Source organism: Pseudomyxococcus flavus (genome assembly GCF_050038885.1).
Lineage (GTDB): Bacteria > Myxococcota > Myxococcia > Myxococcales > Myxococcaceae > Myxococcus > Myxococcus flavus.
This window is the reverse complement of record NZ_CP143624.1, coordinates 4,129,106-4,153,231: the sequence shown is the minus strand read 5'-3', so window position 1 is coordinate 4,153,231 and position 24,126 is coordinate 4,129,106. Positions and strand designations below refer to the sequence as shown.

20 protein-coding genes are annotated in these 24,126 nt (G+C 72.0%); 9 read left to right on the top strand and 11 right to left on the bottom strand.

Annotation, left to right across the window (positions count from 1 at the left end; all coding sequences use genetic code 11):
* Window positions 1-86 precede the first annotated feature (86 nt).
* Complete coding sequence (locus VZL07_RS17430; RefSeq protein WP_426756679.1) at window positions 87-647, top strand: hypothetical protein; 561 nt, start codon at window positions 87-89, stop codon at window positions 645-647.
* Between the two features lie 285 nt (window positions 648-932).
* Here the strand turns inward: VZL07_RS17430 and VZL07_RS17425 are convergent, their stop codons facing one another.
* The 3 genes from VZL07_RS17425 to VZL07_RS17415 form a co-directional block, all read right to left on the bottom strand.
* On the bottom strand, window positions 933-2,633 hold the full coding sequence (locus VZL07_RS17425; RefSeq protein WP_426756678.1) for a dihydroxyacetone kinase family protein: 1,701 nt from the start codon (window positions 2,631-2,633) through the stop codon (window positions 933-935).
* 15 nt (window positions 2,634-2,648) lie between these two features.
* A complete protein-coding gene (locus VZL07_RS17420; RefSeq protein WP_426756677.1) occupies window positions 2,649-3,290 on the bottom strand; it encodes a carbonic anhydrase in 642 nt (213 codons plus the stop codon).
* Between the two features lie 118 nt (window positions 3,291-3,408).
* Window positions 3,409-3,897, bottom strand: a complete 489-nt coding sequence (locus VZL07_RS17415) for a gluconokinase (protein ID WP_426756676.1) — start codon at window positions 3,895-3,897, stop codon at window positions 3,409-3,411.
* Between the two features lie 170 nt (window positions 3,898-4,067).
* Between VZL07_RS17415 and VZL07_RS17410 the strand changes: the two genes are divergently transcribed.
* On the top strand, window positions 4,068-5,120 hold the full coding sequence (locus VZL07_RS17410; protein ID WP_426756675.1) for a DNA ligase: 1,053 nt from the start codon (window positions 4,068-4,070) through the stop codon (window positions 5,118-5,120).
* 132 nt (window positions 5,121-5,252) lie between these two features.
* The gene (locus VZL07_RS17405; RefSeq protein ID WP_426756674.1) at window positions 5,253-6,662 is read left to right on the top strand and encodes a serine/threonine-protein kinase; all 1,410 of its coding nucleotides are present in this window, start codon (window positions 5,253-5,255) and stop codon (window positions 6,660-6,662) included.
* Between the two features lie 25 nt (window positions 6,663-6,687).
* Here the strand turns inward: VZL07_RS17405 and VZL07_RS17400 are convergent, their stop codons facing one another.
* The 6 genes from VZL07_RS17400 to VZL07_RS17375 form a co-directional block, all read right to left on the bottom strand.
* Window positions 6,688-8,742, bottom strand: a complete 2,055-nt coding sequence (locus tag VZL07_RS17400) for a neutral/alkaline ceramidase (RefSeq protein WP_426756672.1) — start codon at window positions 8,740-8,742, stop codon at window positions 6,688-6,690.
* 185 nt (window positions 8,743-8,927) lie between these two features.
* Window positions 8,928-11,096, bottom strand: coding sequence for an ATP-binding protein (locus tag VZL07_RS17395; RefSeq protein WP_426756671.1), 2,169 nt, complete (start codon window positions 11,094-11,096; stop codon window positions 8,928-8,930).
* Between the two features lie 160 nt (window positions 11,097-11,256).
* Window positions 11,257-11,916 carry an acyltransferase gene (locus tag VZL07_RS17390; RefSeq protein ID WP_426756670.1) on the bottom strand — a complete coding sequence of 220 codons (660 nt, stop codon included), beginning with the start codon at window positions 11,914-11,916 and terminating at the stop codon, window positions 11,257-11,259.
* A gap of 12 nt (window positions 11,917-11,928) precedes the next feature.
* Window positions 11,929-13,689, bottom strand: a complete 1,761-nt coding sequence (locus VZL07_RS17385; RefSeq protein WP_426757306.1) for a histone deacetylase family protein — start codon at window positions 13,687-13,689, stop codon at window positions 11,929-11,931.
* Window positions 13,690-13,827: 138 nt separating this feature from the next.
* A complete protein-coding gene (locus VZL07_RS17380) occupies window positions 13,828-14,532 on the bottom strand; it encodes a phosphatase PAP2 family protein (RefSeq protein ID WP_426756669.1) in 705 nt (234 codons plus the stop codon).
* A gap of 197 nt (window positions 14,533-14,729) precedes the next feature.
* Entirely contained in the window at window positions 14,730-14,972 is a 243-nt protein-coding gene (locus VZL07_RS17375; protein WP_426756668.1) for a hypothetical protein, read from the bottom strand.
* Window positions 14,973-15,115: 143 nt separating this feature from the next.
* On the opposite strand from VZL07_RS17375, the gene VZL07_RS17370 reads away from it, so the two are divergent.
* Complete coding sequence (locus VZL07_RS17370) at window positions 15,116-16,531, top strand: NAD-dependent succinate-semialdehyde dehydrogenase (protein ID WP_426756667.1); 1,416 nt, start codon at window positions 15,116-15,118, stop codon at window positions 16,529-16,531.
* A gap of 11 nt (window positions 16,532-16,542) precedes the next feature.
* Here VZL07_RS17370 and VZL07_RS17365 read toward each other — a convergent pair whose 3' ends face one another.
* The gene (locus tag VZL07_RS17365) at window positions 16,543-16,755 is read right to left on the bottom strand and encodes a hypothetical protein (RefSeq protein WP_426756666.1); all 213 of its coding nucleotides are present in this window, start codon (window positions 16,753-16,755) and stop codon (window positions 16,543-16,545) included.
* 193 nt (window positions 16,756-16,948) lie between these two features.
* Here VZL07_RS17365 and VZL07_RS17360 point away from each other — a divergent pair, with 193 nt between their 5' ends.
* From VZL07_RS17360 to VZL07_RS17350, 3 genes are all read left to right on the top strand, one after another.
* Window positions 16,949-17,239: a hypothetical protein gene (locus tag VZL07_RS17360; RefSeq protein ID WP_426756665.1), complete on the top strand. Its 291-nt coding sequence runs from the start codon at window positions 16,949-16,951 to the stop codon at window positions 17,237-17,239.
* 100 nt (window positions 17,240-17,339) lie between these two features.
* Window positions 17,340-17,981, top strand: coding sequence for a hypothetical protein (locus VZL07_RS17355; protein ID WP_426756664.1), 642 nt, complete (start codon window positions 17,340-17,342; stop codon window positions 17,979-17,981).
* Window positions 17,982-17,984: 3 nt separating this feature from the next.
* The gene (locus tag VZL07_RS17350) at window positions 17,985-18,515 is read left to right on the top strand and encodes a hypothetical protein (RefSeq protein ID WP_426756663.1); all 531 of its coding nucleotides are present in this window, start codon (window positions 17,985-17,987) and stop codon (window positions 18,513-18,515) included.
* Window positions 18,516-18,527: 12 nt separating this feature from the next.
* On the opposite strand, the gene VZL07_RS17345 is transcribed toward VZL07_RS17350, so the two are convergent.
* Entirely contained in the window at window positions 18,528-19,460 is a 933-nt protein-coding gene (locus tag VZL07_RS17345) for a hypothetical protein (RefSeq protein ID WP_426756662.1), read from the bottom strand.
* A gap of 238 nt (window positions 19,461-19,698) precedes the next feature.
* Here VZL07_RS17345 and VZL07_RS17340 point away from each other — a divergent pair, with 238 nt between their 5' ends.
* Window positions 19,699-22,638: a sigma 54-interacting transcriptional regulator gene (locus VZL07_RS17340; protein ID WP_426756661.1), complete on the top strand. Its 2,940-nt coding sequence runs from the start codon at window positions 19,699-19,701 to the stop codon at window positions 22,636-22,638.
* A 453-nt stretch (window positions 22,639-23,091) separates the two neighbouring features.
* Entirely contained in the window at window positions 23,092-24,063 is a 972-nt protein-coding gene (locus VZL07_RS17335; protein ID WP_426756660.1) for a COX15/CtaA family protein, read from the top strand.
* The last annotated feature ends 63 nt before the right edge of the window (window positions 24,064-24,126 follow it).

The following is a 24,126-nucleotide window of genomic DNA, read 5'->3' as shown; positions in this document are numbered from 1 at the left end:
CCGTTTAAGTTTGAAATTGATTTACGACCAGTGCTAGTAAGGCATTGGCTTCGGCCAACCCCGCACAAACAACACAGGAGAAGTCCATGACGAGGAACGTGAAGCGTTTCCTGGCTGGCTCGCTGCTGTCTCTCACGCCGTCGCTCGCGCTTGCCGGGCAGGTGGAGCAATATCCCGACTTCCTCTCCGGGCGTGACGAATACGTCAGCCTGCGCGCAGAGAGCGCGGTCCAGGTCCCCGTGCGGAAGGGTCCCTCCGTGGAGTCCGTGGCCCCCGCCCTGGAGGACCTCCTCGTCTACAACCAGACGGGCGTCGACATCTACCTCGGCATCCAGGTCCTGACGGGGACGCTCAACGGCGTGTACAACCCCTACCCCGTGCCCCACGCCAACTATGGCGGCTTCCAGGTCAGCGCCCCCGCTCCGACGCCGCTGATCGCCCAGGAGTACTACTGGACGGTCGACACGGCGAACCCGGCCGGCGCGAAGACGTGCGTCTGGCGCGTGGAGGTCAGCGACGTTGGAGGTTCCTGCTCGGCGCAGGTCTTCTACGGCACCTACGGCGGTGCCGTCTGCACCCTCGACGGGGCCCAGTCGTTCATCGACCCGACCACCTGCTACACGCAGATCGTCACCATCATGCAGTGAGCTGAAGCTTCAGCGCACGGCGCTTTATCGACGTGCGCCCTACCCTGGCGGGAGTCCAGTCCACTCCCGCCAGGGCTGGCTGTATTCTCACACCCGGCCACTCAGCCGACGCCAGGCGTTAGCGCCATCATCTGCTGGAAAGGCCATTCAGCCCACGTCAGGCGTGAGTGCCGTCATCCACGCATCAGGCCGCTCAGCCCAAGACAAGCGTGAGTGCCGTCATCCACGCATCAGGCCGCTCAGCCCAAGACAAGCGTGAGTGCCTTCATCCACACGCCAGGCCACTCAGCCGAGGCCAGGCGTGATTGCCTTCATCCACACCACCACGGCGGCGGCCCCTGCATCGGGCACGCCGACCGCGCGCGCTCCCAGGTAGCTGGCGCGGCCCAGGCGCGGCTGCATCCGGGACGTCGCGTCCTCACCGGCCTCGGCGGCCTGCACCGCGGCGGCCCAGGCCTCGCGTGGCGCCTGTCCGTCCCGCAGCGCCTTCGCGAACGCATCCGCGGCGGGCCGAAGCGCATCGAGCATGGTGCGGTCTCCAGGCCGCGCGCCCCCCAGCTCCGCCACCGCAATCACGGCGAGGTCGAAGGCCTCGGCCCATGCGAGGGCATCCACCGGTCCGTCCGCCAGCCTGCGCGCGGCGCGCAGCAGCGCCGTCGCATAGAAGGGCCCCGAGCTGCCGCCGATGCTGCGCCGCAAGGCGTTGCCAATGGCCGTCAGCGCGCGCGAAGGGTGAGTCCACACCGCGTCCGGTAACGCGCGAATCGCCTCGGCGCCACGCACCAGGCTGATGCCGAGGTCACCGTCACCCGCGGCGCTGTCGAGCGCCGTCAGGCGGGACTCCGCGAGGTCGAACGCATCCGCCACCCGCAGGGCCGCCTCGCGGACGGGGCCCATCCCCGGCAGCGGTGCCTCCACCGTGAGCGGGGCCTCGGGCGCGGCGGGCGAGGGCCGGTGCACGCGCGGCTCCTGAGGCAGCCGGCCCGCGCCAGGCCAGGCGGGCGCGTCCGCCGCCGCGTCCAGCCGGGCCAGCCGCGCGTCGTCCACCTTCAGCAGCGTCAACGAACAGCCGGGCATCTCCAGCGCGGAGAGGAACGTCCCGCTCCAGGCCCGCTCCACGCGGATGCCACCCTGGCGGAGGACGGCCAGCGCATGCCGGGCGACGATGGCCAGCTCCATGGGCGGCGTGCCGCCCAACCCGTTGACGAGCAGCACCACGCGGTCGCCGGAGCTGATGCGCCGGTCCTCGACGATGGTGGTGAGCAGCGTGTCCACCAGGCTGTCCGCCGACTGCATCGGCACGCGGCGCACACCCTGCTCGCCGTGGATGCCCAGGCCCAGCTCGATTTCGTCCTCCCCCAGCGTGAAGCCCGGCTTGCCCGCCGCCGGCACGGTGCAGGGCCCCAGCGCCACGCCCATGGTGCCCAGCGCCTCCGCCGCCGCGGTGGCCTCGCGGGCGACGTCCTGGAGCGGCGCCCCCGACGCGGCCGCCGCGCCCGCCACCTTGTGGACCAGCACCGTGCCGGCGATGCCCCGGCGCCGCGCGGGCTCCACCGTGTCATGCAAGGACACGTCGTCCGCCACGACGACCATCTCCACGGGGATGCCCTCGGCGCGCGCCAGCTCCGCGGCGAGCCCGAAGTTCAGCCGGTCCCCGGTGTAGTTCTTCACGACGAGCAGCGCGCCCGCGGGCCCCGCGACGGCGCGGATGGCGGCCAGGACGGCGTCGGTGCTGGGCGAGGTGAAGACGTCGCCGGCCACCGCCGCGTCCAGCATGCCCGCCCCCACGTAGCCCGCGTGCGCCGGCTCATGGCCACTGCCTCCGCCAGAGATGACGGCCACCTTGCGCGCGCGGACGTCGACCGGAGTGTCGGCGCGGAGCACCACCGACTCGCCCTCCAGCAGCACCTGCCCCGGTGACAGTGAGACGAGTCCCTCGAGCATCTCCCGCACCACCGCGCGGGGGGCGTTGACCAGCTTCTTCATGCGTGTGACCTCTCTTCAGACGCCGTCGAAGAAGTCGACCGCGCCCGTCTCCAGCGAGTACTCGGCGCCGACGATGAGCATGCCCTCTTCCTTGCACAGCCGCTCCAGCAGGCGGCTGCCATGGCGGAGGTGGTCGCAGGAGTTGCGGACGTTGGCGCGTACCGCCTGCTTCATCAGGAACTCGCGGTCCGCGCCAGGGCCGGCGGCGCTCACCACCGTCGTCACCGGCTCCAGGCAGCGCTCCACGATGTCGCGGATGTTATCGGAGGGCGAGCCCTCGCCGTTGCGCACGTAGTCCAGCGTGGCCTGGACCGCGCCGCAGTGCGAGTGCCCCATCACCACCGCCAGGCGCGTGCCGAACTCCGCCGCCGCGAACTCCACGCTGCCCACCAGCGACGGCGCGACGATGTTGCCCGCCACCCGGATGACGAACAAATCCCCCAGGCCCTGGTCGAAGATGTACTCCGACGGGGCCCGTGAGTCCGAGCACGAGAGGATGATGGCGAAGGGGCTCTGTCCCGCCACCAGCGCCTGCCGGGCGGACCTGCCGAGCGGGTTCTCCGAGCTGCGGACGTTCAAGACGAAGCGCTGGTTGCCTTCCCGAAGCCGCGCGAGGGCGTCCTGGGCGGACAGGGGGGGCGTCGAAGTATTGGGCATGGCGCGGTCCTCGAATGGGAGGTGGAACGGTAAAGGTGACAACCCGGCAGAGCGCTATACACCGACCAGGCGGGCGGGGGCTGCCCTGGCACCGCCCCCCGGGAGACGGAGATGGGCATCAGACACCGAGCCCGTCACGGATGCGCTGGACGACGACGTCTGGCGGAGGCGTCACGTCCACGCTCAACGCGCACGAAGGCACCTCCATGGTGGCCAACTGACTGTCCAGCAGGGACGCCGGCATGAAGTGCCCCTGGCGCTGTGAAATCCTGCGGGCGAGCACCTCGTGCGGCGCGTGCAGGAAGACCCACTTCAAGTGCGCCGGGTCCAGCTCCTCCAGCAGCGCGCGGTAGGCCCGCTTGAGGCCGGAGAACGCAATCACCACGTCCTCCTCGCGCGCCAGCGCCCGCGCCACCTCGTCGCGCAGCTTGCGCAGCCAGGGCGCGCGGTCCTCGTCCGTCAGAGGCGCGCCCGCGGCCATCTTCATCACGTTGGAGCGCGGGTGCAGGTCATCCGCGTCCACGAAGCGCCAGCCCAGCTCGGCCGCCAGCGTACGCCCGACCGTCGTCTTCCCCGCTCCGGACACCCCCATGACGATGACGACCATTGACGCGAATCCTCCTGGTTGCGGGGCCTGCTCCTCATCGTGGGGCGCCCGGCGGCCTTGTGCCACCCCTTCCACCGCGGAATGCCCACCGCATCACGCCCTGGGAACGTCGGACCCCAGGGGTATGCTGCCTCTCATCGCCGCCCGGGATGCGGCACGGAGGGGTGGTCATGGCGGACATCGCGGACGGGGAGCAGCTGTCGGTCCAGGGCTCGGGCTCCAAGCCCTACATCCTCAAGAACACCGGCGGCGTGTACTCGTGCTCGTGTCCGGCCTGGCGCAACCAGTCGGTGGCCCTCGAGCGGCGCACCTGCAAGCACCTGCGCCGCGTGCGAGGAGACGCGGCGGAGGACGCGCGCATCGGCGGTGACGCGGCCGGTGGCGCCAGGGTGCCCGCACGCGCGGCGAAGAGCCCATCGGCCAGCGACGACACGAAGGCCCCGCCCCTGCTGCTGGCCCAGTCGTGGGAGAACGACGTGGACCTCACCGGCTGGTGGATGAGCGAGAAGCTCGATGGCGTGCGCGCGTACTGGGACGGCAAGCAGCTCTGGTCCCGGCTGGGCAACGCGTTCCTGGCGCCGGAGTGGTTCACCGCGGGGCTGCCGGGCTTCCCGCTCGATGGAGAGCTGTTCGGCGGGCGCAAGCGCTTCCAGCGCACGGTGAGCATCGTCCGCCGGCAGGACCGGAGCGACGACTGGAAGGAGCTCACCTTCGTCGCCTTCGACGCCCCCGGCGTGGAGGGGAGCTTCGAGGCACGGCTGGAGCGCTGCCGCCAGTGGATGGAGGACACCCGGCCCGCGTACGCGCGGTGGCACGAGCACGCGCGCTGTGACGGCACGGCCCACCTCCGCTCGGAGCTGGCCCGGGTGGAGGCGCTGGGCGGCGAGGGCCTCATGCTGCGCCAGCCCGGCTCGCGCTACGAGGCGGGGCGCTCGCACACGCTGCTCAAGGTGAAGCGCTTCAAGGACGACGAGGCGCGCGTGGTGGGCCACGTGCCCGGCGCGGGCCGCCACAAGGGGCGGCTGGGCGCGCTGGAGGTGGAGCTGCGCAACGGCAAGCGCTTCAGCGTGGGCACCGGCCTGTCGGACGCGGAGCGCAGGTCGCCGCCACCCGTGGGTGCCATCATCACCTTCCGCTACCAGGAGCTGTCGGACGACGGCATCCCGCGCTTCCCGTCGTACGTGGGTGTACGCGTCGACGCCGCGCCCTTCGCCGCGAGCTGAGGCCAGCCGTCCCACGGCAGGAGTCACCGGTCCGCTGGTCGACGGAGCGGCGGCGCATTGCCACCTGACAGACGATGCGTGGCCCGGGTGATGCGCGTCCAGGTGGCTCCCTGGTGTCTGCTTCAGGGAACCATGCACTGCGAGCTCTGTCTGACCGAGCATCCCTGCGATGTGGCGTGTGGCGGCGAGCCCTGGACGCAGGTGTATCTGTCCACCGGCGACGTGGAGGCCCCTCCCGTGGACCTCACGGGCCAGACGCTGGGGCACTACCGGCTGGTGCGCCGGCTGGGCGCCGGCGGAATGGGCACCGTCTACCTGGGCGAGCAGACGCGCATTGGCGCGCGGGTGGCGGTGAAGGTGCTGCACCCCCACCTGGGCCGGGACGAAAGCCTGCGCGCGCGCTTCTACGCGGAGGCGCGCACCGTCAACGTGGTGGGCCACCCCAACATCGTCCACATCTTCGACATCAACGAGGCCCCCGGCGGCATCCACTACTTCGTCATGGAGTACCTGGAGGGCGTGCCCATGTCGCACCTGCCGCGGCCCATGGCGCCCGGGCCGCTGGTGGCGCTGCTGGCGCAGGCCTGTGACGCGCTGGACGCCGCGCACCGCTGCGGCGTGGTGCACCGCGACCTGAAGCCGGACAACCTCTTCGTGGTGCGGCACGCGGGGGAACCGCCGTCGCTGCGCGTGCTGGACTTCGGCGTGGCCAAGGCGCGCCGCCCCCACCCGGGCGAGGACGAGACGGCCGCGGGCATCATCCTGGGCACGCCGGCGTACATGGCCCCGGAGCAGTCCGCGGGGCAGCCGGTGGATGGGCGCGCGGACATCTACGCGCTGGCGGTGACGGCCTACTACCTGGCCACGGGGCAGCTGCCCTTCGAGCGGGGGCAGATGGTGGAGCTGGCGCTGGGCACGGGCCCGGTGGGCGCGCCGCCGCCGCACCTGCTGGTGCCCGGGGTACCGCCCGCCCTGTCCGAGGTGCTGCTGCGCGCGCTGTCCCGCCGCTGCGAGGACCGCTACGCCACGGCGCTGGAGTTCAAGGAGGCGCTGCTATTGGCCGCCGCCCAGCCGCTCGCGGCCGCGCTGCCGCAGGACACGCCGCCGCCGCGCAGCCACACGCCGGTGCCCTCCCTGGCGTGGCTGGACACCGAGGGTCCGGCGACGGAGCCCAACGCCCTCACCCCGCCGCTGACGTGGGTGGCGCGGGTGCGCCGGCGCTCGGGCGCGGGCGACGTGGAGGTGCTGTGCACCGAGCTGAGCCGCGGCGGCCTCTTCATGTGCTGCGCGGACCCCTTCCCGCGCCTGTTCAACCGGCTGGAGTTCACCCTGCTGCTGGCCGGGGAGCTGGTGGAGTGCGCGGGCGAGGTGGTGCGGCACGTGGACGCCGCCCAGGCGCAGACGTGGGGCATGCTGTCCACGGGCGTGGGCGTGCAGTTCATCAACCCGTCGGCGCGGCTGTGCGAGCTCATCCGCCGCGTGCAGCCGCTCCGGCTGGCCACCCCCGCCTCCACGCTGCTGCGCGCGGAGGTGGTGCTCTGAAGCGCCGGGCGCGCGGAGGGGCGCGTCAGTTCACGGTGAAGGGCCGGGAGGCGCCGGTGTAGGGCCGCACGTTCCCATCCCAGCCCGACTTCCAGTTCCCCTCGTGGACCAGCCGGTACGTGCCGGGCATCGCGTCCACGGGGATGTCCCACGTCACCGTGACGTGGGAGCAGGCCAGCGTGGGCACGCAGTTCTCGCGCCGCCACTGGTAGCGCGTGGCCCAGTCCGCGTCCGTCGCCACGTCCGACCAGGTGCCGTCCGGCTCGCGCCGCTGGACGCGCAGCAGCGTGCCCTCCCGGCGCAGGTCGTTCTTCGGGTGGCCGCCCCAGAAGGTGACGCTCACGGTGTCGCCGCGCGAATACGTGGGCCGGGCGTCGGTGACGACGTCACCGAAGTCCACCCACAACAGCTTGTCGTCGAACACCACGCCGGGCTGGAAGGTGAGCTGCTCGTGGCGCAAGTCCCGCGGCGTGGGCCCCGGCGCAACCCCCGCGCCGTCGCGCAGGGAGGTGGCCAGGGTGTGGAAGGTCTGCTGGAGGGCGGCCAGCGTCCAGGGCCCGAAGTGCGTGGAGGCGCCTTCGTAGTCCTGGCGCGCGTACTCCTCCCGGGTGGACACGTAGCCCGAGTAGGCATTGGACAGGCCGGCGATGACGACGTCCGTCACGCCCGTGGGCGCCAGCGCCGTCTCCACCGTCTCGCGCAGGCGGCGTCCGGCCATGGTCGTCAGCTCGAAGGGCACCGCCACCAGCGCCAGGTTGCCGATGGTGACGAGCTGCATGGGCAGCACCTCGGGCGTCCATGGATACGGCTGCATGCGGCCCGTCTCCAGGACGATGGGCTTCTCACCCTGGCACGGCGTGGTGGTGAGCGAGCAGCTGAATTCTCCCCAGGCATTCTGGACGGCGGAGCAGGTGACGCCCTCCTCGCCCACCCCCGGCCCGTCCTCGGCGCCCGCGAGCATGGACACGCCGATGGCGGCCGGGCAGGTGCTGCGCGGCGTGCCGTCCGCGAAGGCGGGCGCCACGTCCACCGCGTCCATCTTCACGTAGGTGTGCCGGTAGTCCACGCCCCCCGTGAGGGGCGCCTCGGCCCGCGCCCACAGCTGCGCGGCGAAGTCGTACTGCTTGTGGCCCGAAATCGCCGTGTCCTCGAAGTCGTCGGCGCCGCCGCCATTGGTGCCGCCCAGGACGTTGGGCGTCACGTCGCCCTCGTTGGCGTTGGCGAAGGCGGCCACGAAGTCGTCGCCGTGCGCCTGCTCGGCGAGGTACGAGGCCAGGCCCTTGTTGTCCCCGCTGATGAGGGTGTTGCCGTTGCCCATGGACGTGGCGTGCACGGCGAACCAGTTGATGAGCCCCACCTCGTCCCCGTCCTCGCGGGTGAGGCGCAGCAGCGTCATCCGCGTGTCCACGTCGTGCGCATAGCGGGCGCGCTCCCCGGCCGGGTTGAGCAGGTAGGCCTTCGGGGAGCGGTTTCGGCTGGCGCCGAGCAGCTCGCCCGAGGCCAGGCGCAGCGTGCCCTCCGCGAGCCGCTCGTGGGCCCGGACGATGGAGGCGACGATGCCGGAGACGATGGCCTCGAAGTTCTGCGGCGAGAAGCCCAGCGTGGTGAGGTTGTAGAAGGTGTAGTGCGAGTAGCCCCCGGGCCCGGAGTGGGTGTGGGTGGCGCTCAGGAGCACGTTGTCGTCGGTGTAGAGGTCGCCGTAGCGCGCGCGCAGCCGCTCCACGACCTGCTGCTTCACGGCCTGGAACACCATGCCCAGGTCGGCGCTGACGAAGGCCACCCGCTTGCCGTTGCACGGCGAGGCGATGACGAACGCGCGCGAGCGCAGCCGCTGGTGGATGCCAGTGGTCTGCTGCTCCAGCATGCCGTAGCCCATCATCCCCACCTCCGCGGCGGGGCCGGTGATGTCGGCGCTGCCCGCGCCGAGGAGGAAGCGCCGCGAGCCCTCGCACGCGTCGGACAGGCCGGCCCCGGCCACCTCGGGATGCGGCGAGGTCCGCCAGGACTGGCCAGCCCCGTGGGCCGCCGTCGTGAACGTGAGCAAGAGCGCCAGAAGGCGCCAGATGTAGTGGGTGCGCATGGCCTGCCTCCCAGGCGCCAGGGGACACCTGTCCCGGAGCGGAAGTTGATAACGCCCCGGGGCCGCCGCGAAGTTCCGAAAGCGCGCGCCGTCGAGAGGGCCACAGTCCGCGCGAGGACCGGAGCGGGCGGTGGCCCCGCGTTACACGCCCCGTGCGCCCCACGCGCGACACGGGGAGGCAGCGCTCACGCGCCCGGCCGGTTCGCCGGGGCCTTGGGCGGCGCGGCGTTGAGGGCCACCCGGAAGGTGGTGCCCGCCCCCACCGACGACTCCACGGAGATGTGGCCGCCGAGCGCCGTCACGATGGTGTCGCAGATGGACAGCCCCAGGCCGGTGCCCAGGCCGGCGGACTTGGTGGTGAAGAAGGGGTCGAAGATGCGGCGCAGGTGCTCGGGGGGAATCCCCTGCCCGGTGTCGCTCACCGCCACCATCACCCGGCCCAGCTCCACGCGCGTGGTGAGGCGGATTTCGTTCTCCTCCGTCGCGCCCTCCTCGATGGCGTGCGCGGCGTTGATGATGAGGTTGAGGAACACCTGGAACAGCTTGCCCTCGTTGCCCTGGACGGGAGGCACCTCACCGTAGTCCTTCACCAGCCGGGCGCGGGCGCGCACCACGCTGGCGGCCATCTGCGACACGGACTCGAGCACCTGGTGGACGTCCACCGCCTCTTCCTTGCCGTCGTCCACGCGGGAGAAGACGCGGAGCTGGCGGACGATTTGCCGCATGCGCTCGGCGCCCTCGCGGGCGTCATCGAGCACCTGCCGCAGCTCCAGCATGTCCTCGGGGGAGAGCATCCGCGGGCGCCCTCCGCCCACGGCGCTGTGGAGGAAGTCCAGGTTGGACAGGACGTAGGCGAGCGGGTTGTTCAGCTCGTGGGCGATGCCGGCGGCCAGCAGGCCCATGGAGGCCATGCGGTCGGTCAGCATGAGCTGCGCCTGGGTGCGCTTGCGCTCGGTGAAGTCGCGCGCCACGGTGATGCGAGCGGGCGAGCCGTCCAGCACCACGGCCAGCGTCACCAGGTCCGCCACCACCACCTCGCCGTCGCTGCGCACCAGCGGCATGTCCACCACGCGCGCCGCGCTCTTGCCCTCCAGCGCCTGGCCCAGGTGGAGCTGCGCGGCCCCCCGGTCCTCGGGGCGGACCAGGTCCAGCATGTGGCGGCCCACCAGCTCGGTGGCGTCCCGGTAGCCCAGGTACTGCACCAGCGCCGGGTTGACGGAGAGGAGCACGCCGTCGCCCACGTGCACCAGCACCGGGTCCGGGAAGGCCTCGATGAGCAGGTGGACCCCGGCCTCGGTGCGCCGCAGCGTCGTCTCCGTGCGCACGCGCAGCGCGTTGGCCGAGCGCTGCTCCAGCGCCAGCGACAGCGCGCCCGCCGCGGCGGACAGCAGGTTCACCTCGATGGGGCCCCAGGGGCTGGCCTCGCGGCAGTTGTCGAAGCCGATGACGCCGAAGAGCTGGTCATGCACGTGCATGGGCAGGAGCAGCACGGAGCGCACGCCCTGGGCCTCCAGCATGGGCGCCAGCATCTCGGTGAAGTCGCGCGGCAGGCCCTGCACGGGCTCGCCCCGCTGCAGCTGCGCGGCCTGGTGGGGCCGCAGCGCCTCGTGGAAGGGGAGGCCGTGCATGTTGGGGTCGTCCAGGTTGGGAGGAACCCCGGGGGCGCACCACTCCGCCCGCTGCGATGCCAGCAGGGCGCCGTCGTCGGCGGAGTGCATCTCGAAGACGTAGACGCGGCTGGCGGCGGACACGTGGCCCAGCGGCTCGATGACGGCGCCGTACAGGTCCTCCGGCACCTCATGCCCCATCATCCGCCGCTGCACCTGCACCATGGCTTCCAGGTAGCGCTCGCGGGTGGTGACGGCCTCCTCGGCGGAGCGCCGTGGCGTCACGTCCAGCAGCGTGCCCATCACCTCGCCGGGCGCGGACGCCAGCGCGCGGGCGGACAGCTCCACCCAGCGGAGGCCATGGCCTCCGCCCACGTCCACGCGCACCTCCCGAGGCGGCATGCGAGCACCGGGCGCGGCCGACAGCAGCGCCTGGGCGCGCGCCCGGTCTTCAGGGTGGATGGCCTCCAGCAGCGGGCGGCCCAGCCAGGCCGACACCGACGTGCCGGTAAGCCGCGCCCAGGCGCCGCCGAGCAGCGTGAGCCGCCCCTGCGCGTCGAGCTGGAACACCACCTCGTGCAGCAGCTCCGACAGGAGGTGGAAGCGCTCGGACTCCACCTGGTTGCTGGCGAACGAGGGCTGCGGCTTCATGGGAGGAAGCAGCGCACATCCCTCGCCGGCGGAAACCTCGCCTGAAGCCTTCCCGGGAGCGTCCATGACCGCCGCTTCCCGCTGCTCGTCTGCCACGTGTTGGCCTCCTAGCGCCTCATCGGGGAGGGGCCGGGGCCCTGACAGCACGCGTGGCTGCCGGGAGCGAGTCCAGACCCGTCGGTTCCCCTCCCGTGGCGACGTCAGCCCGAAGCATATCGGGTCGGAATCTCTGGAAGTCAATGAAGGCGGGAGAACTTCACGCTCCGTCTCCGGGTTCCCACCCACCCGGAGCACCTGAGCGGGGGCGTTCGCGCCGGTCGCCGATGACGCGGGCCGGCACCCCGGCGACAATCGCCCAGTCCGGCACGTCCCGGGTGACGACGGCGCCCATGGCCACCACGGCATGGTGGCCCACGGTGACGCCGTCGGTGATGCCGGCGTTGGCCCCCACCCAGACGTCCGCGCCGATGACGACCCCGCGCGATGTCACGGGCTGGTCACGAACCGGGCGGTCCGGCGCCATCCCGTGGTCGAAGGCATAGACGGTGGTCCCGGTGGCGATGCGGGTGCCCTCGCCGATGCGGATGCCCGCGGCGCCGCCATCCAGGCTGGCCCGGGCGTTGATGCTCACCCCGGGCCCGAGCACCGCCGGGCCATGCAGGAAGACGTCCGCGGCGATGCTGCACCCCCGGCCGATGGAGACGGTGCGTCCGGGCTCGGCGAAGATGCGCGCCTCCGGGGCGATGAAGCAGCCCTCCGCGATTTCCACCGTCTCCACGTCGCGCAGGTGCTGCTGCACCTCGCGCTGCCAGGCCTCCGCCCACTCGCGGTGGCGGGGCTTGAGGCTGAAGTAGAGCCACGGCATCCAGGAGAGCCGGCGCTTGTGCTGCTCACGGCGAAGCGCTTCCAGGTCCACGCCCCTTCCCTATCATGCTCCGGTAGCCCGCCGCGTGGGTTCCCAGGTGAAGCGGCAGCGCTCGCGCTCCCGGGCGATGGCCTCCACATCTCCTCCCGCCGGCTCCAGGCGCGACACCATGTCCGCCGGCTCCCACGCATAGGGCGCGCCGTCGAGCAGCACCTGGCCGTCCACCACCGCCTGGGAGACCTCCAGCAGGGGCAGGTGCCCCAGGTCCCGCAGCAGCGCCTCGAAGCGCCCCTGCCGCGCCGGGTCCACGAAGCGGAAGCGCGCGCGTGCCAGGACCGCCAGGTGGAACCACATGGGCCGGAAGGCCACGCCCGCCAGGGAGAGCCGCTTCGCCATCAGCAGCAGCATCTCCGTCGCCTCGCGCGCCAGCCCCAGGCCCGGCGCGTCCTGTCCGGGCAGCCGCTGGCGTCCCTCGCGAAAGCGCGCGCGCGGGTGACGCAGGCTGAGCCAGTTGACGAAGAGGAAGGGCTCGCCCCCCAGCGTGCGGCGCTCCACGACACAGTCCACCAGCAGGTGCTCCTGTCCACCGGCGCTGCCGCGCACCGCCATCCGGTCGCCCTCCCCCACCGCGCTCACCTCCACGCGCAGCCGGCTGTAGCCCAGCCGCTCCACGTAGGAGAGGATGCCGTAGCGGAAGAAGGCGTACTCCAGCGCCTGCGCCGTGTAGTAGCCGAGCAACCGCGGCTGGAGCCTGCCGCCGCCCAGCCCCAGCGAGCCCTCCAGGTCCTCCTGCGTGAGGGGCTCGTCCAGCGGCGTGGCGCCCTCCCGCGTCAGCAGCCGCGCGATGCGCTGGTAGCGCGCGCTCAGCGGATCATACCGGGCCTTGATGCGGCGGTGGCCCTGCCCCGCCAGCACGAGCACGGTGCCCGCGAACACCTTCCAGGCGTCACGGTGGTAGCCGCCGCCCGGAAGCCAGACGCTGGGGATGCCCCGCAGCGCGCGCGCCAGGGCCCGGTCCCTGCGGCGGGCCCCGTCCAGCGACAGCCCCACGCGGCCGAAGCGGTCGCCCTCCAGCACGTCGCTGCCCGCGATGACGAAGGCCACGTCGGGCCGGGGCATGCGCGCCAGGAGCGCGTCGAGCAGGGCCAGGTAGGTCCTGTCGTCCGTGCCCTCGGGCACGCGTGTCTCGTCCACCTCGGGCGCGAGCGCGCCCCAGTCGCTGCCGGACAGCGAGCCAATCCAGGCGCGCTTCTGGCCCACGAGGCACTCGGCCGTGCCGTCCGGCGGGTGCGCGTCCAGGTCGAGCACCACGGCCTGTCCGTCGAAGCCGTCCGCGTGCAGGGCCGCGAGCGCCACCGCGATGTCGTTCACCGCGCAGAAGCCACCGCCGCGCGCCGGGGCCGCGTGGTGGAAGCCGCCCGCCATGTTCACCACCGGGCCCCTGCGCGCCACGGCGAGCCGCGCGGCGCCCAGCGTGCCGCCACACACGCGCCGCAGGTTGGACAGCAGCGCGTCCACCGGCACCTCCGCGGGGTCGGTGGCGAAGATGCGCGCCAGCGTCTCGGGCTGGCCGAGCGACTCCAGGTAGGCGGCGTCGTGCACGCGCGTCAGCTCGGCGAGGCTCACCGGCTGCGGGTGGTGCACGTCCTGGGTGCGCAGCGCGCGGGCCTCCAGGAGGTACCACGTGGTGAAGTCCACGCCGCGCGGCTCGATGCCCACCGAGGACTCGATGCCGGTGAGCGGCAACCGGTAGGACTCGTCATAGAAGGCGGGCACCGGTGCGCCGCCCCAGCCCCATCGCGACAGCCAGTCCCGCAGGCCCATGGGACGCATGTCTCTCACGGAGAGGGCGCGGGGGCCAGGGCCCGACAGACGTTCAGCCACAGGGACACCGGGAGCTTCGCGAAGTGAACGGCGTCCACCCTGGCGTGGCGTGTCCACCCGGCTCCAGCGGAAGCCCCCTCACGCCACCGGACGCCGTGCCTCCGCGCGCAAGGCGGGGCTGCGGCGGCGCAGTGCGCGTGCACAGACGGCCATGAGCAGCGCCCACGCCAGCCCGGCCACCCAGCCACCGAGCACGTCCGTGGGATAGTGCACACCCAGATAGACACGCGTCAGGCCCACGAGGAAGGGCAGCAGCAGCGACACGGTGAGGACATAGATTTTGAGCCGCTTGCGCTCGGCGAGCTGGGCCAGCAGCGCGCCGAGCGTGAGGTACACGGTGGCCGACAGCATGGCATGTCCGCTGGGGAAGCTCTGGCTGACCACCTCCGTCAGGTGAGGCACCACGGACGGCCGGGGCCGCGCGAAGAGCTGCTTGAGCAGGACGTTGAGGCCCGCGCCTCCCAGCGTCGCGCCCAGCACGAGCAGCAGCGTCCGGTAGCGCCGCACGAGCAGGAGGAAGCCGCACACCGCCACAGTGACGAGCGTCAGCACCGGCACGCCCCCCAGCGCCGTCACGTCCTCCGCCGCGCGCCACAGCCACCAGGGCCCCCGGGGCAGCGCCGGGTCCTCGGGGCGGCGCAGCGACAGCAGCACGCGCTCATCGAGCTGCTGCGTCTCGCCTTCGGCCACTTCGTCCGACAGGGCGATGAAGCCCAGACAGCAGAGGGCCAGGAGCAGGGCCAACCCCAGCAGCCGCGTCACCGCCACGTCCCAACCCGACATCCACTGCCAGAGCCTCCGCCACATGGCTGTGACTGTATGCACTCGGACGCCGAACGGAATGAATCGCTCGCGGAACGTCGGCTGCCACGCAGCTCACTGCAGACGAGACAACCCGAGACGTAGCTGGAGGTTGGCGGACACCCGGCCAGGATTCCGTCACCGTTGCGTCATGGCGGCGGCGCCTCGCCTCGCGGACGCTAGCCGGGCAGGCGGATGCGGTCCTTCCCCGCGCTGCCGAAGGCCGCGCCGAGGATGCAGAAGAAGTGCAGGACCAGGCCCGGAACGAAGAAGAACCAGTAGCCCGCCCCCACCATCAGGAACCACAGGACGGCGCGCAGGAACTGGCCCTTGTAGAGCTGCCCCAGCCCCGGGATGACCAGGGACAGTACCCCGGCGATGAGGAAGTTGAAGCGGCGCTCGCGGATGGCGTCGGTGGTCATTGGCAGTCTCCCGTCCTGCTCCCCATATAAAAGAGGGGCTGGGGCCACGAAAGCCCTGGAGTGAACGGCTGGACGCTCGGGCCCCGAGCGGCACGGTCGCCCCGCGTCCGGCTGCTATCACAGGGCCGCAAGGAGGCACTTCCATGGCCATTTCCACCATCGACCCGACGACCGGCAAGACGCTGCGCACCTTCACGCCCCTCACGTCCGAGGAGTTGGAGGCGAAGCTCCAGACGGCCGCCGACACGTTCCGCACCTACCGCCACACGACCTTCGCCGACCGCGCCACCTGGATGCGGCGCGCGGCCGAACTGCTGGAGTCCGAGGCCGACCGCTACGGCCGCATCATGACGCAGGAGATGGGCAAGCCCCTGGAGGCGGCGAAGGCGGAGGCGAAGAAGTGCGCCACGGCCTGCCGCTACTACGTGGAGCAGGCCGAGTCGCTCCTGAAGGACAAGCGCATCGACATGGGCAGTGGCCGCGCCTTCGTCCGCTACCAGCCCCTGGGGCCGGTGCTGGCCATCATGCCGTGGAACTTCCCCTTCTGGCAGGTGGTGCGCTTCGCGGCGCCCGCGCTGATGGCGGGGAACGTGGGCCTGCTCAAGCACGCCCACAACGTGCCGCAGTGCGCGCTGGCCCTGGAGGAGCTCTTCCTCCAGGCCGGCTTCCCGCGCGGCGCGTTCCAGACGCTGCTCATCGAGACGGCCGAGGTGAACCGCGTCATCGAAGACAGCCGCGTGCGCGCGGTGACGCTCACCGGCAGCGAGGGCGCGGGCCGCTCGGTGGGCGCCGCCGCGGGCAAGGCCATCAAGAAGGTGGTGCTGGAGCTGGGCGGCAGCGACCCGTTCATCGTCATGCCGAGCGCGGACCTGGAGAAGGCCGTGGAGACGGCGGTGTCCGCGCGGCTCATCAACAACGGCCAGTCCTGCATCGCCGCCAAGCGCTTCATCGTCGCCGACGCCATCTACCCGGAGTTCGAGCGTCGCTTCGTGGAGCGCATGAAGCGCGTCACCGTGGGCGACCCCATGGACGCGAAGACGGACCTGGGCCCGCTCGCCACCCGGAGCATCCTCGACGGGCTCCACGCCCAGGTGGAGGCGAGCGTGAAGGCGGGCGCGAAGCTCCTGCTGGGTGGCAAGCCGCTGGAGCGCCCCGGGAACTTCTACCCGGCCACCGTCCTGGCCGAGCCGCCGCCCCAGGCCCCGGCCTTCCATGACGAGCTCTTCGGCCCCGTGGCCACGCTGCTGCGGGCGCGCGACGTGGACCATGCGCTGGAGCTGGCCAATGCGACCCCCTTCGGCCTGGGCGCCAGCGTGTGGACCCGGGACGAGGCGGAGCAGCGGCGCTTCATCGACGGCATCGAGGCCGGCATGGTGTTCGTCAACGCCCTGGTGGCCTCGGACGCGAGGCTGCCCTTCGGCGGCGTGAAGCACTCCGGCCACGGGCGCGAGCTGGCGGACGTGGGCATCCACGAGTTCGTCAACATCAAGTCGGTCCGCATCGCCGCGGCAGAGGACACCGCGCGGCAGCCACCGCCGCGCAGCGCCATCAGCGAGTAGCGCGGCGCGGGTCAGCTCCCCGCGCACTCCACCCGGCACGCCGCCTTGCACTGATTGACCTGGGTGGGCGTGCCGACACAGGACGGATAGCAGTTCGCCAGACAGGGCGTGAGGCGCTGCTCGGTGGACGCGGGCTCGAAGCCCACGTCCCCGGCGTCCTCCGCCGGGCCACAGCCAGAGACCATCCAACCAGCCACGGCCAGCATCACGAAGACTCGCTTCATGGCACAGCACTCCTTGCAGGGGATGAAGCGAGGATTCTCCATTCCAGACATGCCCGGAACAAGGGACCCACCCATCATGGGTGAATCACCTTGCGCAACACGTCACGACAATAAATTTCCAACCATTGCCACACACGGCAAACACATAGAAAGCTGCGGCGCAACAAACCCTCTCAGCTCCAGGAGTCAGCCCATGAAGAAGGCGTTCCTCGTCGCGCTGTCCCTTTCCCTGCCCGCGCTCGCCTCACAAGAATTCGATGCGGAGGAGCTGTCGGTGGACCCGGAGGCGCTGGTGAGTCAGGAGGCCTCCGACGAAGCCCGCGTGGATCCAGTGCCGTTCCCGTACTGCTGGGACCTGCACTACACGTCATGCGCCCGCCCGGGCGCGACGCAGGTGTGCACGGATGGAATCTGGTACGACTACGTCTGCACCTGCCGCCCCTTCGGCACGCGCAACGTCTGGGACTGCCCCGAGGTCCGCTGAAACCAGGCCCCGCCCCCAGGGCCCGGGCTGACATTCGCGCCACCGGGCCCTGACATGGGAGTCGTGGTTTCTCGTAGACGCGGGGAGTCGCTCCCTCGCAGTGCCCACGGCATGGGTGTTGCTTGATTGTATCTGCAATCACGCTCCTGGGGGCATCGTGCATTCGTCGAAGTCCGTCGTCACGCCTAGCACTCGAGTCCGGAACTGGGCCGTCCGCGCGGCACTGCTCATCGCGTGCGTCGGCAGCATCGCGACCTCCGAAGACAATACGACTTCCGTCAGTTTCTCCGCGCAGCCCTTCACCCTCACGACCGAGCAGGGCCGGACGACACGCCACGTCACGGTTCGCATCGCGCCCCAGAAGGAAAAGCGCTCCGGCCGAATCTCCGTGGATGCGGACGTTACCGCCCGCTGGATTCCTGGCCCGTCTTCCTCCGATAGAGCCCCCACGCTTCACCTGAGCTGGACCCACGCGGACCAGAGCGGCTACAGCCAACCGGACAGCCTCTCCTTCGTGGGGCACAGCACGGTCCCTCTCACGGGACGCTCGGAGCATTCTCATTGGTTCGACTGCGAAGCCCGACAGGAATGCCTTTGGGAGGCGGATTTGGAGTTCCGGCTCGAGGGTGAAGCCCAGGGCCACGTCGACATCTCTGAGCTGGACCTGCAGGTCTGGCTGAGTCCCACCGGGGTCGAGGAAATCCCCGCGCGTGACGTCGGTATCACCATCGCGGATCGCTGAAGCATGACCACCGCTCCTCGAAGGCCCACGCCCGGCAGCGCGATGCTGCATCCCCTCATCCTGGGGGCGGTGGCGCTGCTCATCCTGAACGACCACGTGTTCAAGGCGCGGTGGCCCTCCTGGTGGACGGGCAAGCTGTCGGACGTGGCGGGACTCGCCATGTTCCCGCTGCTGCTCCAGGGGCTGTGGGAACGCCTCACCGCCCGCAATGGTGACGACTTCCAGCCGTCGCGCGCGGTGCTCCATGGCTGCATCCTGATGACGGGGCTGTGCTTCTCCGCCATCCAGGTCTCCGAGCTCGCGGGAGATGGCTGGCGCTGGGGGCTGGGCCTGCTGCAATGGCCCGCGCGAGCGGCGTGGGCGCTTCTCACGGACATGCCCCGACTTCCACGCGTGCTCCCGGTCGCACACGTCGCGGACGCCGAGGACCTCCTGGCGCTGCCCGCGCTGCTGGTGGCCTTGAAGGTGGGCTGGCAACGATGCGAGCCCCAAGCCGCGCCCGACATTGGCGCGCTCGGCGACACACGGGCGTGACACGCGCCGCGGCTACCGCGTGCGCACCCGCCCATCCGGGGCGCCGTGGACCTCCTCCAGCGCCTGCGTCACCGCCTCCACCTCCGCGCCCAGCTGCTCCACGCTCTGCCGGAGCCCCAGCCCGGCGACGTCCTCACCCGCCGTGTCCGCCGAGCGGACCCGGAGCACCTGCGCATAGAGGCCTTCCAACGTGTAGTAGAGGCGCATGTGCTCGGCCTCCAGCCGCGCCGCGGCGGTGGCCAGCTCCGCGCGCTGACGCCGCTGGGCATCCAGCGCGGCCAGCGCCCCCGCCAGCCGCTCCTTCACCACCGCGTCCGCCTCGGCGTCCACCCGCGCGGCCAGCGCCGCCCGCTCCGCGTCCAGCCGCTGCGCCTCGTCCGGAGGCACCAGGGCTCGCAGCTCCCGCTCGCGCCGCGCCAGCGCGTGACAGCCCTGGCGCAGCGCCTCCACCGTGCGCTCGGGCGCGTGCACCACCTCGCGCAGCACCGCGGGCCCGTCGCGCAGGGCCTCCATCAGCCGGGCGCAGAGCGCATCCACCTTCGCCACCCGGGGGTCCTCCGCCACGGCGTCGGCGGGCGTCCGCACCGGCGGCCCGGCTTCGCCCTCACGGGCCTCGTCGCGCCGGGGGCGCTCCAGGTGCTTCGTCGCCGCGAGGAAGAGCCCCAGCGCCACGAAGGCGAGCCACCACAACCGCCGGGGCTGCCCCAGCGCCATCAACACGCACGTCACGGCCACCGCGATGTAGGCGGCGCCCCGGGCCGGATTGCGAGAGCGGCGGGAGCGCACCTCTCGCTCCGCCCGCCGGGCCGCGCGCTTCGCCTCCCGCCGCCACTGCTTCTCCCACTTCCGGCGCACCTTCCGGGGCGGCATCTGGCCGGTGCGGCGCACCCAGGCCTCCACGGCCGCGTCCTCGCGCGCGCGGCCCTCCGAAAGTGCGTCCTCCAACCTGAGCAGGCGTTCATGTTGGAGACGAGAGGATGTAGAAACGGGAGGCTGGAGACGTCCGCGGGACACGGAGTGACGATAACGACGGCACCTCCTCCCAGGGAGGGCAGCCGCTCCATTCGTCGCCTGCTGCATATGCAGGTTGTAAGAAACGGAAATCCTCAACCGTTTGCATTCATCCTGGGAAACTCCGTAGAGAATGTGGCCTGGCGGGGGGGCGAAAAAGGGGGCAGGTGCCGTGGAGTTACCGGAGGAGAAGGGGGAGAGTGCCGGGTGGGAACCCGAGACCATCCGCGCCTTGCGGGGTGAGCAGAGCCGCGCGGCATTCGCTCGCCTGCTGGGTGTCACCCCTCTCACCGTCTACCGCTGGGAGCTGCCGAGCGAGGCCCCCCAGGCCCGCCGTCCGCGCGGCCGCGTGGCCGTGGCGCTCCGCCAGCTCGCGGCCCGTGGCGGCGCACCGTCTTCCGCCATCACCCCGTCGAAGCGGCAGGAGCTGCACCCCGAGGAGCTGGCCCGCATCCTCCCCTGCGTCACCCACCTGACGCGCGCCGAGTGGCGGGCCGCCGAGGAGGACCTGCTTTCGCTGCTGGCCTCGGGCGTCCTGCGCACGCCCGGTGGAAGGGCCATGGCGGCGGTGGGGCTGGCCTACCTCCAGCGCTGGGGCCGCGAGGACAGCCGGGGCGCCTTCACCACGCTGCTGCCACACCTGGGGGCCGCGGACGCGGGCATCCTCCCGGAAGAGGTGGAGCTGCGCGTGCTGGCCATGGCGGCCAACCTGTACGCGTCGCCGGATGGAAAGCTGTTCGACGCGAACAAGTCCGCCGCGTGCGTGGCACGCGCGGAAGCCCTGCTGGCCAACCACGACGACCCGGAGGTGCGCTGCCAGCTGCGCATGGCCGAGGTGGCCTGTGGCTTCTACCTGGGCGAGGCGGAGCGCATCACCCACGGCTCGGGACGGCTGGCGGAGACGCTCGTGGGGGTGAAGGACCCGGCGCTGCGCCTCCTGGCCGAGGACGCCTGCGCCCACGAGGCGGCCCTGCGCGGCGAGGCCACCGTGGCCACACGCCGCTTCCGCGAGGTGGCCCAGGGCGCCGCGCGGATGGGCTACGCCTTCCTGGAGGCGCGCAACCTGGCCTTCCTCGCCCAGCGCCGGCTGGAGGAGGCCTGCGAGCCGTCCGAGGCGCTCCAGCTCGTGCGCCGCGCGCGGGAGGCCGCCTATGGCGGGCGCATGGCCCGCGGCTTCTCCTTCATCTTCGCCGCGCGCGCGGAGGCCGAGGCCCTGCTGCGGCTGGCGCGCTTCGCGGAAGCCGAGGCCGTGCTGGACGAGGCGGACGCGGTGGTGGAGGAGCTGCGCTGGACGCCGCTGTACCTGACGGTGACGCGCGCGCGGCTGTACCTGCTCACCGGCCGCTACTCGGGGCTGCGCCGGCTGGCGCGGCACCTGACGGCCTACGACGGCACCATCCAGCGCGCCCTCACCGGGGCGTATGCGCAGTTCACGGAGTCGCTCGCGGACCTCGCCGAGGGCCGGGCGCTCCGCGCCGCGGAGGGCTTCGCCGCCGCAGGGCAGCGCGTGGTGGAGCTGGGAGGCTGGCCCTACCTGCGCCGGGAGTGCCTGCTGTACGAGACGTACGCGCGCGTCTACGCCTGCCAGCGCGACGAGGGCCGCGTGCTGCTGCGGCGGGCGCGCGCCTTCCTGGAGCGCATGCCGTCCGCGTGGCACTCCGCCCTGCTCCACCGCTTCGAGGCCCTGCTGCACGTGCTGGACGGCCGCACCGCCGAGGCCCGGGAGCTGCTGCAGGCCTCGCTGGGCACCTTCAGCCTCACGGGCGATTTGTGCATGGCCGTCTACACCCGCCACCTGCTGGCCCTGCTGGCGCGGATGGACGGAGACCCCGCCGCCGGCGAGCTGCTGGCCGCCAGCGAGGCGGAGCTGCACCGCGTGGGCATGGCGGTGCACCAGCAGCACTTCGTCCACTACGTGGCCCAGGAGCGCTCCGCCGGCGCCACGGCACTGGTCACGGAGGCGGGGAAGCGGCTGGGCGCGGAGGCCCTGGTGGTGCCCTTCGAGCGGCTGTCGGTGCGCGGCATGGGCGCCCCGCTCATCCAGCGCGAGCTGCTGGCCGTGGTGGAAGGCCTGCTTCCCCACAGCGCGCCCCGGCTGGAGGAGCTCGACTCGCAGGGACGGGCCACGCTCCTGGCGGGCGACGCCTCCGTGCCCGTCACCGAGTCCGTGGAGTTCGGGGACGGCTGCGGTCGGCGGCTCCGGCTGGGCGTCGCGGGCCCGCTGCCCCCGGACGGCCGCGCGCTGCTGACGGCGCTGTCCCGGCTGGGCGGCTTCGCGATGGAGGTCGCCACCCTGCGAGGCTTCGCCCAGGCCGACGTTCCCGCCGACGCAAGCAGCGCCGAGGAGGCGCGCGACGCGGACGTGCCGGGCTTCATCGCCGCTTCCCTCGCCATGAAGCGGCTGCGCGCCGACCTGGCGAGCCTGTCCTCCAGCCGCGCCACCGTCATCGTCACCGGCGAGTCCGGCTCCGGCAAGGAGGTGGTCGCCCGGGCGCTGCATGCCCTGTCCACGCGCGCGCAGCAGCCCTACGTGGCCTTCAACTGCGCCGCCGTGCCCAGGGACCTCTTCGAGGGCCAGCTCTTCGGCTACCGGCGCGGCGCGTACACCGGCGCGGCCACGGACCACCCGGGCGTCATCCGCGCCGCGCACGGCGGCACCCTCTTCCTGGACGAGATTGGCGAGCTCCCCCTGGAGGTCCAGCCCAAGCTGCTGCGCTTCCTGGAGAACGGGGAGATTTTCCCCCTGGGCGAGATGCGGCCGGTGGAGGTGGACGTGCGGGTGGTGGCGGCCACGCACCGCGACCTGAGCCAGTTGGTGCGGGAGGGCCGCTTCCGCGAGGACCTCTACTACCGGCTCCAGGTGGTGCCCGTGCGCGTGCCTCCGCTGCGCGAGCGGCGCGAGGACGTGGTGGCGCTCGCCCGCCACTTCGTCCGCCAGCTCACGCCCCCGGGCATGGAGCCCCCACAGCTGGGGCCGGACGCCATCGCCGCGCTGATGGCGCACCCGTGGCCCGGCAACGTGCGCGAGCTGCGGAACGTGATTGAGCGCTCGATGGCCTACGGGCCCTTCCCCGCGGTGCTGGGCGCGGAGCAGATGCGCATCGCGGGCTGAAGCCAGAGGAGTGTCCCCAGCCCGCGATGCGCTCCACCCTGTTTCCCCACACCCCTGTGGGAAGCGGCTCCAGAGGGATGCCTCTGGAAGAACACACCCGCGGGACGGAGAGGGGGGAAACTCCGGCCCGGGGTGCCGAGGCCACCGAAGCGGCCTCCATGCGGAAGGTGTGTGCTACCTGCGCCCGCGAAGCGCTGGATGCACTGTCCGCGGTGTTAAGCACCTGGCGTGCCAGTGCCCGGGAGGGCGATTGACTCAAATGGAAATCATCCGCGAGCCCGGCCGGGGGGCAGGCATATCCAATGGGTGCAGCGTGGCATCCATCTGAATCATTCCGGATGCACTGGATGTGTCGTACCCCAGGGGCCGAGCAGCCCCGCTGATGGCCGGGGTGAGCGTCCATGGGGCGTGTGGGACAGCGAACGGGGTGGAAGTGGGTTAAGGGGGAGCCTGATGACCCACGCTGCCTCGTCCCGCCGGTTCCAGGCCTTCAGCCTGGGGGTGCTTGCCTTCACGTTGGCCGTGATTCTGTGGGGTGCCTTCGTGCGCGCCACGGGCTCCGGCGCCGGCTGTGGCGACCACTGGCCGGTGTGCAACGGCGAGGTCATCCCCCGGGAGCCCAGCGTCCAGACGCTCATCGAGTACACGCACCGGCTGACGAGCGGGCTGGTGATGATTCTGGCCGTGGCCCTCTGCGTCTGGGCCCGGCGCGGGCATGCCAAGGGTCACCCGGTGCGGAGCGCGGCGGCGTGGGCCCTGTTCTTCATGGTGACGGAGGCGCTGGTGGGCGCGGGCATCGTCCTGCTGAAGTACGTGGCGGACAACGCCTCGGTGGGCCGGGCCATCTGGATGGGCGTGCACCTGGTGAACACCTTCCTCCTGGTGGGCGCGCAGACGCTGGTCATCTGGTTCTCCCGGGGACGGGCGCCGCTGAGCCTGCGGGGTCAGGGGCTGCCGGGCGTGCTGATGGGCCTGAGCATCGTGGGGCTGCTGGTGCTGGGCGTCAGCGGCGCCATCGCCGCGCTGGGGGACACGCTCTTCCCGTCCACCACGCTGGCGGAGGGCTTGCGCCAGGACATGTCGGAGACGGCGCACATCCTCATCAAGCTGCGCGTGTGGCACCCGCTGCTGGCGGTGGGCGTGGGTGCCTTCCTGGTGATGGCGTCGCGGTCGGTGGCGCGGCTGCGGCCGTCGGATGACGTGCGGCGCGCGGCGTCCGCCATCACCGTGCTGTATGCGGTGCAACTGGGCGCGGGCGTGACGAACCTGCTGCTGCTGGCGCCGGTGTGGATGCAGCTGGTCCACCTGCTGCTGGCGGACTTCGTGTGGATGTCCGTGGTGGTGCTGTGCGCGGCGGGCCTGGCGGCGGATGCGCCGCGGCTGGTGGCGGAGCAGACGCCTGCCTCGAGCGCCGAGCCTGTGTGACGCTGGGGACGTCGTGGGCCTGCGCGCCACGACGTCTGCTCGCTGAGCCAGTGGCAGCGGCAG